We start from the raw sequence: 12710 nt of genomic DNA, 5'->3' as shown, positions 1-12710 counted from the left end.
CGGCTCCGGCTCTGCCTGACCCGCGCCGACAACCGGTACCCCACGCCATGTACAGCGGAACCCCGAACGACAAGCCCTGGACCGTGCCGGCCCTGGCCGACGCCAAGCGCGACGGCCGCCGGCTGGTGATGCTGACCTGCTACGACGCCGGGTTCGCCCGCACCATGGACGCCGCGGGCGTCGACCTGGTGCTGGTCGGCGATTCGCTCGGCATGGTCGTGCAGGGCCACGACAGCACGCTGCCGGTGACCACGGCCGACGTCACCTACCACACGGCCTGCGTCGCCCGTGGGCTGGCCAAGGCCCTGCTGGTTTCCGACCTGCCGTTCCAGGCCGACGCCACGCCCGAGCGCGCGCTCGATGCTTCGGTGCAGCTGCTGCAGGCCGGCGCGGCGATGGTCAAACTCGAAGGGGCAGGGCACAAGCTCGACGTCATCCGCTTCCTGGTCGAGCGCGAGATCCCGGTCTGCGCGCACCTGGGGCTGACGCCGCAGTCGGTGCTGCGCCTGGGTGGCTACAAGGTCCAGGGTCGTGACGAGGCGGCGGCTGCACGGCTGCGCGCCGATGCGCGCGCCGTCGCCGAGGCCGGCGCCAGCCTGCTCGTGCTCGAGTGCGTGCCGACCCCGGTGGCCGCGGCGATCACCGCCGACCTGGCCATTCCCACGATTGGCATTGGCGCCGGCCCGCACTGCGACGGCCAGGTGCTGGTGCTGCACGACCTGCTGGGCGTCAACTCCGGCCATCGCCGGCCGCGCTTCGTCAAGGATTTCCTCGCCGAGGGCGGCTCGGTAGCGGGCGCTGTCCAATCATTTGCCCAGGCCGTTCGCGACGGCAGCTTCCCGGACGCCGAACACTCCTATGCCTGACCGCCGCACTCCCGTTGTTTCCGGCGCGCACGTCGCAAACCATCGCAACGCAAGCTCCAGCAATGCCCGCAAAGACGCCATGATCGAAACCATCACCGACCTTGCCGCGCTGCGCGCGCGAGTGGCGCAGTGGCGACGCGAAGGGCTGCGCGTCGCCCTGGTGCCGACCATGGGCAACCTGCATGCAGGCCACTACTCGCTGGTGCAACTGGCGCGCCAGCACGCCGATCGCGTCGTCACCAGCGTGTTCGTCAACCCGACCCAGTTCGGCCCCAACGAAGACTTCTCCCGCTACCCGCGCACGCCTGAAGCCGACGCGATCGGACTGGAAGCGGCTGGCTGCGACGTGATGTGGTTGCCCACTGTCGAGACCATGTACCCCTACGGCGCCGAGGCGACGGTCCGCGTGCAGGTACCGGGCGTCAGCACGACGCTCGAGGGTGCGCATCGACCGGGGCATTTCGACGGCGTCGCGACCGTTGTGTCGCGCCTGTTCAACCAGGTGCAGCCGGACGTGGCCGTGTTCGGGCGCAAGGACTACCAGCAGCTTGCGGTCATCCGCTACATGGTCCGCGACCTGGCTTTCGCCATCGAACTGATCGGCGCCGACATCGTCCGCGAGGACAACGGCCTGGCGATGAGTTCGCGCAACCAGTACCTGTCGGCGGACGAGCGCGGCACCGCGGCGGCGATCCACCGCTGCCTGCTGGCCATGCGCGACGCGATCGAAGCCGGCACGCCGCGCGCGGCGGTCGAGGCCGAGGCGGTCAAGCGTCTGGAAGCGGACGGCTTCGTTCCTGACTACGCCGTGGTGCGGCGCCCGGACCTGACCGAGCCGGCGGACGGCGAGGGCGGCGCCCGGGTGGCCCTGATCGCGGCCCGGCTGGGGCGGACACGGCTGATCGACAACCTCGAATTCGGGGCCTGAGCCGGCGCCTGAACCGGCTGCTCGAAACGTCTCCCGCGGCGATCTGAACCGTTCCACCGGCGGTGCCAATCCGGTAGGCGGGGAGATGTTGCACTGCGCCATGCGCTGCTAGACTTGCGGTCTGACGCGTCCGCATGCCCGCGGCCGGAGCCACACACATGCAACTGAACGTACTCAAGGCCAAGATCCACCGCGCCACCGTGACCCATGCCGAGCTGCATTACGAAGGCTCGTGCGCGATCGACGGGCGCCTGCTCGACATCTCGGGAATCCGCGAGTACGAGCAGATCCACATCTACAACGTCAACAACGGCCAGCGCTTCGTCACCTACGCCATCCGTGGCGAAGAGGGCAGCGGCGTGATCTCGGTCAACGGTGCCGCCGCCCACTGCGCGCAGCCCGGCGACCTGGTCATCATCTGCGCCTACGGCGTGTGCGATGAAGCCGAGGCGGCCAAGTACAAGCCGACCCTGGTCTACGTCGACCGCCACAACGCGCTGACGCACACCAACCGTTCGATGCCGGCACAGGCAGCCTGACCTGCCCATGGATGCCGATGCCCGTCTGAGCCGTCTTCGCGCCCAGGCAGGGCGCGTCATCCAAACCCCGCTGAAGGACCTGGTCGCCGCCGACCCGGCGCGCGCGCAGCGGTTCGCCGTGCGCGTCGGTCCGGTCTACGCCAACTTCGCCCGCCAGCACTACGACTGTGACGCCCTGGCGTCGCTGTTCGAGCTTGCCGAGCAGGCCGGCGTGCGGCAGAAGCTGCAGGCGCAGTTCGACGGCGAGAAGATCAACGTCACCGAAGGCCGCAGCGTGCTGCACACCGCGCTGCGCGGCGACGTCTCGACCGCGCCGGTGGCGCGCGCCGCGCACGCCCAGGCGCTGGAAGCACGTGCGCGCATGCGTGCGCTGGTCGATGCGCTGGCAGCCAGCGATGTCACCGACATCGTCAGCGTCGGCATCGGCGGTTCAGACCTCGGTCCGCGCCTGGCGGTGGATGCGCTCACGGGCGCCGCGCCGGGACGCTTCCGCGTCCATTTCCTGTCCAACGTCGACGGCCATGCCGCGCAGCGCGTGCTGGCAGGGCTCGACCCGCGCCGCACCGCCGCGGTGCTGATCTCCAAGACCTTCGGCACGCAGGAGACGCTGCTCAACGGCGCGATCCTGCGCGACTGGCTGGGCGGAACCGAACGTCTGTACGCCGTGTCGGCGAATGTCGAACGCGCCGCTGAATCCTTCGCCATTCCGCCCGAGCGCATCCTGCCGATGTGGGACTGGGTGGGTGGTCGTTATTCGCTGTGGTCGGCAGTAGGCTTCCCGATCGCGCTGGCGATCGGCATGGATGCGTTCGAAGCGATGCTCGACGGCGCCTCGCAGATGGACGTGCACGTCCTCGAAACGCCGCTGCCGCAGAACCTCGCCGCGTGGCACGCGCTGACGTCGATCTGGAATCGCAACGGCCTTGGTTATGCCACGCAGGCCGTGCTCGCCTACGACGAGCGCCTGAAGCTGCTGTCCAACTACCTGCAGCAGCTGGTGATGGAGAGCTTGGGCAAGTCGGTGCGCACCGACGGCTCCGCGGTCACGGTCGACACCGTGCCGGTGTGGTGGGGCGGTGCCGGCACCGACACCCAGCACAGCTTCTTCCAGGCCTTGCACCAGGGCACGTCGATCGTGCCTTCGGATTTCATCGGGGTGATCCGTTCCGACGCGCCGTACCCGGACAACCACCGCGCGCTGCAGGCCAACCTGCTGGCGCAGACCGAGGCCTTCGCCAATGGCCAGGCCAGCTACGATCCTGCACGTGCCTATGCCGGTGGCCGTCCAAGCACGATGATCCTGCTCGACGCACTGACGCCGCAGGCGTTCGGCGCGTTGCTGGCTCTGTACGAGCACAGCGTTTACCTGCAGTCGGTGATCTGGGGCATCAATGCCTTCGATCAGTTCGGCGTGGAGTTGGGCAAGCAGGTGGCGAGCCGGCTGCTGCCTGCATTGGCCGGCGAGGCGCAGGCGGACGATCCGGTGACGCGGGAACTGCTGGCGCAGTTGCGCTGACTGCCTAGGCGGCGTGATGCCGCCGAAGCGCCCACTCGATGTGTTCGCGCACCATCGCGCTTGCGGATTCCCGCCGCGCCTTCAATGCGGCAATCACTTCCGGACTGGTGCGCGCATTGCCCAGCGCGACCGCGATGTTGCGCAACCAGCGCTCATGGCCGCTGCGGCGGATCGCGGTGCCTTCGGTGCGCTGCAGGAACTCGGCTTCGTCCCACGCGAACAGCTGCACCAGCGTCGCCTTGTCGAGATCGTTGCGGGCGCGGAAGTCGGCTTCGTCGGTGCGCTGGGCGAACTTGTTCCAGGGGCAGATCAGCTGGCAGTCGTCGCAACCGAAGATGCGGTTGCCGATCGGTGGGCGCAGCTCCTCCGGTATCGAACCTTCGTGCTCGATGGTGAGGTAGGCGATACAGCGGCGCGCGTCGAGCCGGTAGGGCGCGACGATCGCCTGGGTCGGGCAGATGTCGATGCACTTGCGGCAGGTGCCGCAGTGCGCGCTGGCAGGTGTGTCGATCGGCAGCGGTAGATCCACGTAGATCTCGCCGAGGAAGAAGAACGAGCCACCTTCCTTGTCGATCAGGCAAGTGTGCTTGCCGATCCAGCCAAGCCCTGCGTTGCGTGCGAGCGCGCGTTCGAGCACCGGCGCCGAGTCGACGAAGACGCGGTGGCCGAACGGGCCGACTTCTTCGGCGATGCGGTCGGCCAGGCGTTGCAGCCGCTGGCGCATGAGCTTGTGGTAGTCGCGGCCGAGCGCGTAGCGGGCAACATAGGCGCGCTCGCTGTCGTCCAGCGTCGCCCACGCTTCGTCGCCATCGCGGCCGTAGTCGAGACCGACCGATATCACCCGGATCGTGCCGGGGTGCAGGTCGCCCGGGCGCGAGCGCAGGTCGCCGTGGCGCGCCATCCAGTCCATCGAGCCGTACAGCCCCTGCGCCAGCCAGTCGCGCAGGTGCGCCTCGTCCTGGCCCAGGTCGATGTCGGTGATCCCGCAACGCTGGAAGCCGAACTCGCGCGCCAGCAGGCGCACGCGCTGCGCCAGGACGGCGTAGTCGGGTGCCGCGGCGGGCAGGGCAGGGATCGGGGCGGCGGGAGTGTTCACGAGGCACAAGTATAGAATCCCGTGATGCCACGCGATGACGCCTTCGCCGATGCGCTTTACGACGCCGCTGCGCTGCGCGAGGTGGAAGCGCGCGCGGCGCAGGCGCTGGGCGATGCCTTCGAGCTGATGAGCCGGGCCGGCCGGGCCGCCTGGCGCGAGGTGTTGACGCACTGGCCGCAGGCGCAGCGGATCGTCGTCGCCTGCGGTCCGGGCAACAACGGTGGCGACGGTTACGTGCTGGCCCGGCATGCGCGCCAGTCCGGCCGCCACGTCACGGTCGTGCATCTGCCGGGGCAGGTCCCGCGCGGCGAGCTGGCGCGACGCGCGGCGCAGGACTACTTCGCCGTGGGTGGTGCCGTCGAATTGTTCGAAGGTGCGTTGCCGGCGGCGGACGTCGTCGTCGACGCGCTGTTCGGCATCGGCCTGTCGCGCGAACCGGACGAAGCAACGCAGGCGCTGATCGCCGCGATCAATGCGCAGGACGCGCCCGTGCTGGCACTCGATGTGCCCAGCGGCATCGATGCCGATCGCGGTTGCGTCGCGGGCACCGCCGTGGTCGCCACGCGCACCGTCGAGTTCATGGCAGGAAAGATCGGGCTGCGCACCGGAGCGGCACTCGATCACGTCGGCGTGCTGTCATTGGCGGCGCTGGAGATTCCGGCGCAATGGTTCGACGGCACTGCCGCACGTGCGCATCGCCTTACACCCGTCGCGCTCTCGCGCTGGCTCGCGCCGCGTCGGCGCGACAGTCACAAGGGTACTAGCGGTCGTGTGCTGTGCGTCGGCGGCGAATCCGGGAGCGGTGGCGCGATCATGCTGTGCGCGCAGGCGGCATTGCGCAGCGGCGCCGGGCTGGTTGAGGTGGCCACGCGTGCCGAACATGTCGCGCCACTGCTGGCGCGGCTCCCCGAAGCGATGGTGCACGTCGTCGACGATGCTGAGTCGCTGCAGCCGGCGCTGGATCGTGCCAGCTCGATTGCATTGGGACCCGGTCTGGGCCTGGGCACATGGGGCCGCGATCTCTATGAGCGCGCGGTGGCCAGCGCGAGGCCGCTGCTGCTCGATGCCGATGCCCTCAACCTGTTGGCGATGCATCCGTTCGCCCTGCCTGGTGATGCCGTGCTGACGCCGCACCCGGGCGAGGCCGCGCGCCTGCTTGGCATCAGTACTGCGCAGGTGCAGCGCGATCGTTTCGCAGCCGCGCGTTCGTTGAGCGAACGTTATGCCTGCGTGGTGGTGCTCAAGGGTGCGGGCAGCATTGTTGCGGCGGCACACGAAACGCCCCGCATCATTGCCGCCGGCAATCCAGGCATGGCCGTCGGTGGCATGGGCGATGTGCTCAGTGGCGTCATTGCTGCATTGCGTGCGCAAGGCCTTTCCGCATTCGACGCGGCCAGCGCGGGTGCGTTGCTGCATGCCGCTGCGGGCGACGCGGCCGCGCATGAAGGCGGCGAGCGCGGACTGTTGCCGAGCGACGTGATGCCCTGGCTTCGCCACTTTGTCAATCCGGAGCGTTGATGCGTGTTGAAAGAGACTGTGCAGGTGAATGAATTCTGGTTGGCCGACGCCGATGCAACCGATGCACTGGGTGCGCAGCTTGCGCGTACGCGGCCGGTGGATGCCGTCGTGCATCTGCACGGCGATCTCGGTGCGGGCAAGTCGACCCTTGCGCGCGCATTGCTGCGCGCGCTCGGTGTGCAAGGTGCAATTCGCAGTCCGACCTACACGCTCGTCGAACGCTATCCGTTGGCCGATGGTGGCGAAGCGTGGCATCTGGATCTGTACCGGATTTCGGATGCCGGGGAACTGGAATTCCTCGGTCTCGATGGCGCCGAAGTTCGCCTCTGGCTGGTCGAGTGGCCAGAACGCGGCGCCGGTGCATTGCCCATGGCGGACCTGACGGTGGACCTGGCGATGGACGGGGCAGGGCGGCGGGCCCGGTTGCGGCCGGGAACGGCGGTCGGGGAGGCCTGGCTGGCCCGGCTGGCGCCGCTGGCCGCAGGGCATGAGGTTGCGTCCGACTCCTGAACGGTTCCGCAGGAAAGTCCGGCAGGTCGCGGATTCGTAAGGGAAAAGTGCTTGCAAATTCCTTGACCCGGTGGTTGACTACCGGCCATGCGCGTCAATGTCGCCACCGTCCAGAAGTTTCTGCTCGGCCTCGCGCTGCTCGCCGCGCTCGCCTGGAACCTGGCGCATGCCAGTGAAATCAAGGGCTTGGAGTTGAGTGCCGGCGCAACCGGCACCCGCGCCGAGATCGCGCTCGACGGCGCCGGCGAATTCAAGGTGATCAGCCTGAAAGGACCCGACCGCCTGGTCGTGGACCTGCCCGCATCGAACCTGGCCCGCAATTTCCGTCTCCCGGCCGGCACCGGCGTCGTCAAGTCCGTGCGCACGGGTGAGCCGGCCCCGGGCACCTCGCGCATTGTTTTCGACCTCTCCCAGCAGGTGACGGTGCTCAAGCCGCGCATCGAGCAGGGCGCGAGCGGTCCGCGCCTGGTTCTGGAGTGGCCGGGCGACGGCGCCGAACCGGTCGGAGTGATCGCGACGGTTGCCGAACCGACCGTGGCGCCAGCGTCCACCACGGCGGTGCCGACTTCGCGCCCTGAAACCGTCACGCCGCCCGCTTCGAATGCTTCGGCCTACCTGCCGACGGGCCAGGCTGCATCGCCGACCGCGCAGGCGCCGTCGGTGGGCGAAGTCAGCGCTGCTTCTTCCGAGGCCACGACCCGCCTGATCTCCGCGATCGTGGCCGGTCGCAACGGTCAGGCGGCGGCGACCACGGTTCCCGCACCGGCTAACACCATTTCCTCGACGCCGGGCAGCGTTGCTGCGGCACCTGCCGCGGTTGCTGCCGCTGCGTCGAACGTGCCCACCACGGTCGCCACCGGCGTGCCGACGCGCATCGCCACCGGCCAGCCGACACCGACCGGTGCCAGCGCTGCCAGCACGGCAACGACCACGACTTCCGCGCCCCTGGCGTCGACGCCAGCGCCCGCACCCGGCCAGGCGCCGGTCAAGACCATGAAGGATGTGATGCGCGGCCGCGGCATGCGGCCGCTGGTCATCGCCATCGACGCCGGCCACGGCGGACAGGACCCCGGTGCGCTCGGCCCGTCGGGCAAGCGCGAGAAGGACGTCACGCTGGCCATCGCCCGCGAACTAGCGCGCCAGATCGACGCCACGCCCGGCCTGAAGGCGCACCTGGTGCGCGACACCGACGTGTTCATCCCGCTGCCGCGCCGCGCGCAGCTGGCGCGCCAGGCCAAGGCCGACATGTTCATCTCGATCCATGCCGACGCGGCTGAAAACCGCTCGGCCAAGGGTTCATCGGTGTACGTGCTGTCGCTCAAGGGCGCGTCCTCGCAGCGTGCGCGCTGGCTGGCCGACAAGGAAAACTCCTCCGACCTGATCGGCGGCGTGCGCCTGGAACAGACCAGCAACACCCTGGCCTCGGTGCTGCTCGACCTCACCCAGAGCGGCCACATGAAGGCCTCTGAAGACGCCGCCGAGCACGTGCTGGACGGCCTCAAGCGCGTGGGCAGCAACCACAAGCCGCATATCGAGCGTGCCAACTTCGCCGTGCTGCGCACTTCGGACATGCCGGCGATGCTGGTCGAGACCGCCTTCATCTCCAACCCGGACGAAGAGCGTCGCCTGACCGACCCGGCCCACCAGCGCAACCTCGCCCGCGCGGTGCTCGATGGCGTCAACACCTACTTCACCCGTCAACCGCCGCCGGGCACGCTGTACGCCGCGCGCGCCGATGCCACGTACGTGACTGCCGACGCGGGAGCCGGTGGCGGCAGCCCGTAAGCCAGCATTGCACCCCCGGAAACGTCGCTGCGTCGGCTATCATCACACCCGACTATTCCGACGGCGCAGGACTGCGTCGCCCAGGCCGTGACGATCCGCCAACTCCCTGACACCCTCATCAACCAGATCGCGGCCGGCGAGGTCATCGAGCGCCCGGCATCCGTGGTCAAGGAACTGGTGGAGAACGCGCTCGACGCCGGCGCGCGGCGCATCGACATCGACCTGGAAGAGGGCGGCGTACGCCTGATCCGCATCCGCGACGATGGCGGCGGCATCGCTGCCGACGAGCTGCCGCTGGCCATCCAGCGCCACGCCACCAGCAAGATCGCTTCGCTCGACGACCTCGAAGGCGTGGCCACGCTCGGTTTCCGAGGCGAGGCCTTGCCGTCCATTGCGTCGGTCAGCCGCTTCGCACTGACCTCGCGCCGCGTCGGCAACGACCATGCGGCAACGCTCGATGTCGAAGGCGGGCGCATTGGCGCGGTCGTCCCCAAGCCGCACCCGCAGGGCACCACCGTCGAGGTGCGCGACCTGTTTTTCAACGTGCCGGCGCGCCGCAAGTTCCTGAAGGCCGAGCGCACCGAGCTGGGCCACATCGAGGAATGGTTGCGGCAGCTGGCACTGGCGCGCCCGGATGTCGAACTGCGCGTCTCGCACAACGGCAAGCCGTCGCGGCGCTGGAAGGGCGAAGGCGATCTGCTCTCCGAAGTGCGCCTGCACGAAGCGCTGGGCGAGGAGTTCGCGCGCCATGCACTGCGCGTCGACCACGCCGGCGGTGCGCATACCGAAGGTTCGGGCCAGGGCCTGCGCCTGCACGGCTGGATCGCGCAGCCGGCGTACAACCGCGCCAGCGCCGACCAGCAGTACCTCTACGTCAACGGCCGCGCCGTGCGCGACCGCAGCATCGCCCATGCGATCAAGCAGGCGTATGCCGACGTGTTGTTCCATGGCCGCCAACCGGCGTACGTGCTGTTCCTCGAGCTCGATCCGCGTCGCGTCGACGTCAACGTGCACCCGGCCAAGCACGAGGTCCGTTTCCGCGATGCACGCCTGATCCACGATTTCGTCTACCGCACGCTGCAAAGCGCGCTGGCGGAGACGCGTGCGGGGACCACGCCGAATGCAATGGGGGCACCGATGGAAGGCGTTCCCGCTGCGAACTGGGCCGCAATGCCTGTCGGGGCCCAGGGGTTTTCCAACGGCGCTTCGCCCGCCTTCTGGCGCCAGGAACAGTCGCCGTTGCCGATGCAGGTCGCCGAGGCGCGCTCGGGGTATGCCGCGCTCTATGGCGCGGCGCAGCCGGTCATGACATCGTCCGCGCCGATTGCGATGCCGCACAGCGCTGAAGCCACGCTGCCACCGCTGGGCTACGCGATTGCGCAGTTGCACGGCATCTACGTGCTGGCCGAAACCGCCGAAGGCCTGATCGTCGTCGACATGCATGCCGCGCATGAGCGCATCGGCTACGAGAAGCTCAAGAGCGCGCACGACGGCGAAGGCCTGCGCACGCAGCCGCTGCTGGTGCCGGCGACGCTGGCGGTGTCCGAGCGCGAGGCCGAGGTGGCCGAACGCGACGGCGAGACCCTGGCCGCGCTCGGCTTCGAAGTGACCCGCAGCGGACCGCAGTCGCTGACGCTGCGCAGCGTGCCGGCACTGCTCGCACACGGCGATGTCGAAGCGCTGCTGCGCGACGTCCTGGCCGACCTGCGTGAGCACGGCGAATCCCGGCGCGTGGCCGCGGCGCGCGACGAGTTGCTGGCGACGATGGCCTGCCACGGCGCCGTGCGCGCCAACCGTCGCCTGACGCTGCCCGAAATGAATGCCCTGTTGCGCGAGATGGAAGCCACCGAGCGCTCGGGGCAATGCAACCATGGCCGCCCGACCTGGGCGCGCTTCACCCTTCCCGAAATCGACCGCTGGTTCCTGCGAGGACGCTGAATGTCGGCAACCGCAAAATGGCAGTTCGCAAAGAGTGCATGGCTCGTGGCCGTGGTCGCGCTGGCCGGCGCCTGCAGCAAGCCCGCTGATGAAGGCGCCGGCAAGGCCGCGCAGGACCAGGCCGCGCAGATCTCGTTCGCGCGCGACCTGGAACTGTGGCGCAGCCAGCGCGTGGCCAACCTGACCAAGCCCGACGGCTGGACCAGCGTCGTCGGCCTGCACTGGATCGACCCGGGCCCGCATTACTTCGGTGCGTCCGCCGGCAATGGCATCCAGCTCGCGGTCGGGCCGGACCATTTCGGCATGATCGACCTCAACAACGGCCGGCTGCGTTTCGTCCCGGAAAAAGGCCTGGCCGTCACCCTCGACGGTGAGCCGCTGAAGGGCGCCGCCGAACTGCGCGCGGACGATTCTCCGACCGGACCGAGCGTGCTGGCGTTCGACGAAGGCAAGGGCCTGGTGACCGTGATCAAGCGCGGTGATCGCTACGCCCTGCGGGTGAAGCACGCCGATGCGCCCAGCCGCACCGGCTTCCGCGGCATCGAGTACTGGCCGGCGAGCACGGACTGGAAAGTCCAGGCCCACTACGTGCCGCATCCGCCGGGCAAGACCCTGCCGATCGCAAACATCATCGGCATCACGGACGAAGTGCCCAACCCCGGCGCGCTCGAGTTCGAGCGTGGCGGCAAGCAGTACCGCATCGAAGCACTGGATGAAGGCGAGGACACGCTGTTCCTGGTGTTCGCCGATCGCACCAGCGGCCATGGCAGCTATCCGGCCGGCCGCTTCCTCGATGCGCCCAAGCCCGGCGCCGACGCCAACGTCACGCTCGATTTCAACCAGGCGTACAACCCGCCGTGCGCGTTCACCGCGTTCGCGACCTGTCCGCTGCCGCCGCCGGAGAATCGACTCGACCTGCTGGTCGATGCCGGCGAAAAGACCTACGCGCACGCCGCGCCCTGATCTGACACCCCCACTTGCCCCTCAACCTCGCGCCTGAAAGCCGAAGGACACTGTTCCGATGCGTCGCCTGAAGATGTTCTGCCTGACCATGCTGGCTGTCGCCGCGCTGGCGTCGGTGGCCCTTGCCGTCGAAAAGGTGGCCACGCCGCAGCCGACGCAGAATCCGCCGGTCGCGACGGCCAAGGCGCCGCCGCTGCCGCTGCTGTGGAAAGTCTCCGACGCCGACAACGCGGTGTACCTGCTTGGTTCGTTCCACCTGCTCAAGGGCGACGACTATCCGCTTTCGGCCGACATCGACAGCGCCTTCGCCGCGTCGGACAAGGTGGTGTTCGAAGTGCCGCCGGAGCAGATGACCGATCCGGCGACGGCACAGAAGTTCCTGGCCGCTGCCGGCTATGGCGACGGCCGCACCCTCACCCAGGTGCTGCCGGCGGCGCTGCGCGAGAAGTTCGCCCGGATCGTTGCCCAGCGTGGATTCTCGGTCGCCCAGTTCGACGGCTACGAGCCCTGGTTCATCAACCTGTCGCTGATGCTGGGCATGGCCGACCAGATGGGCTTCAAGCCGGAAAGGGGCATGGACCAGTACCTGATGCAGCGCGCGGCGACGGGCAACAAGCCGACTGCCGGCCTGGAATCGATCGACACGCAGCTGCAGGTGCTCGACGCCTCGCCGATGGACGAGCAGATCGTTTCGCTGAAGGAGTTCCTCGACAAGCCGCTGGAAATGCCGCAGATGCTCGGCGACCTGCACTCGGCCTGGCGCGACGGCGACGTCGCCCGCCTCGACAAGCTCACCCGCGAAGAGATGCGCGACAAGACTCCGCAGACCTACCGGATGATCAACGTCGACCGCAACCAGGCCTGGCTGCCGCAGATCCAGGTCATGCTCGACGGCTCGAAGCAGGGCAGCACCCTGGTCGTGGTCGGCGCGCTGCACCTGCTCGGAGACGACGGCATCGTCGGCAAGCTGCGCGAGAAGGGTTACAAGGTCGAGCGCGTGTGCTCGGCATGCAGCGAGCAGCAGCTGTCGGCGTTGTGAGGGGCCGCCTGG

The 12710-nt window shown here is 68.9% G+C and carries 11 protein-coding genes; 10 read left to right on the top strand and 1 reads right to left on the bottom strand.

Translation table 11 applies throughout. The features are described 5' to 3' along the window. The first annotated feature begins 47 nt into the window (after positions 1 to 47). The 4 genes from panB to pgi all read left to right on the top strand — a co-directional run bounded on the left by panB (position 48) and on the right by pgi (position 3849). Positions 48 to 866, top strand: a complete 819-nt coding sequence (panB, locus tag ACFOPO_RS12180) for a 3-methyl-2-oxobutanoate hydroxymethyltransferase (RefSeq protein WP_386703491.1) — start codon at positions 48 to 50, stop codon at positions 864 to 866. Positions 867 to 945: 79 nt separating this feature from the next. Further along, positions 946 to 1794, top strand: coding sequence for a pantoate--beta-alanine ligase (gene panC, locus ACFOPO_RS12175; RefSeq protein WP_386703490.1), 849 nt, complete (start codon positions 946 to 948; stop codon positions 1792 to 1794). 158 nt (positions 1795 to 1952) lie between these two features. Next, positions 1953 to 2333, top strand: coding sequence for an aspartate 1-decarboxylase (gene panD, locus ACFOPO_RS12170; RefSeq protein ID WP_158730628.1), 381 nt, complete (start codon positions 1953 to 1955; stop codon positions 2331 to 2333). Positions 2334 to 2340: 7 nt separating this feature from the next. Next, complete coding sequence (gene pgi / locus ACFOPO_RS12165; RefSeq protein WP_386703489.1) at positions 2341 to 3849, top strand: glucose-6-phosphate isomerase; 1509 nt, start codon at positions 2341 to 2343, stop codon at positions 3847 to 3849. Positions 3850 to 3853: 4 nt separating this feature from the next. Here the strand turns inward: pgi and queG are convergent, their stop codons facing one another. After that, positions 3854 to 4915: a tRNA epoxyqueuosine(34) reductase QueG gene (gene queG / locus ACFOPO_RS12160; protein WP_386703865.1), complete on the bottom strand. Its 1062-nt coding sequence runs from the start codon at positions 4913 to 4915 to the stop codon at positions 3854 to 3856. A 54-nt stretch (positions 4916 to 4969) separates the two neighbouring features. Between queG and ACFOPO_RS12155 the strand changes: the two genes are divergently transcribed. The 6 genes from ACFOPO_RS12155 (at position 4970) to ACFOPO_RS12130 (ending at position 12698) form a co-directional block, all read left to right on the top strand. Beyond that, positions 4970 to 6463, top strand: a complete 1494-nt coding sequence (locus ACFOPO_RS12155) for an NAD(P)H-hydrate dehydratase (RefSeq protein ID WP_386703488.1) — start codon at positions 4970 to 4972, stop codon at positions 6461 to 6463. A 24-nt stretch (positions 6464 to 6487) separates the two neighbouring features. Beyond that, on the top strand, positions 6488 to 6973 hold the full coding sequence (tsaE, locus tag ACFOPO_RS12150; RefSeq protein WP_386703864.1) for a tRNA (adenosine(37)-N6)-threonylcarbamoyltransferase complex ATPase subunit type 1 TsaE: 486 nt from the start codon (positions 6488 to 6490) through the stop codon (positions 6971 to 6973). 87 nt (positions 6974 to 7060) lie between these two features. After that, the gene (locus ACFOPO_RS12145; protein WP_386703487.1) at positions 7061 to 8758 is read left to right on the top strand and encodes an N-acetylmuramoyl-L-alanine amidase; all 1698 of its coding nucleotides are present in this window, start codon (positions 7061 to 7063) and stop codon (positions 8756 to 8758) included. Between the two features lie 87 nt (positions 8759 to 8845). After that, the gene (mutL, locus tag ACFOPO_RS12140; RefSeq protein ID WP_386703486.1) at positions 8846 to 10696 is read left to right on the top strand and encodes a DNA mismatch repair endonuclease MutL; all 1851 of its coding nucleotides are present in this window, start codon (positions 8846 to 8848) and stop codon (positions 10694 to 10696) included. Next, a complete protein-coding gene (locus ACFOPO_RS12135; protein WP_386703485.1) occupies positions 10697 to 11659 on the top strand; it encodes a DUF1684 domain-containing protein in 963 nt (320 codons plus the stop codon). A 58-nt stretch (positions 11660 to 11717) separates the two neighbouring features. Next, entirely contained in the window at positions 11718 to 12698 is a 981-nt protein-coding gene (locus ACFOPO_RS12130) for a TraB/GumN family protein (RefSeq protein WP_386703484.1), read from the top strand. Positions 12699 to 12710: the final 12 nt, after the last annotated feature.

It is taken from the genome of Lysobacter sp. GCM10012299 (assembly GCF_042649405.1).
GTDB lineage: Bacteria > Pseudomonadota > Gammaproteobacteria > Xanthomonadales > Xanthomonadaceae > Lysobacter_J.
The sequence above is the reverse complement of the archived record's forward strand: the minus strand, read 5'-3'. Positions and strand labels throughout refer to the sequence as shown.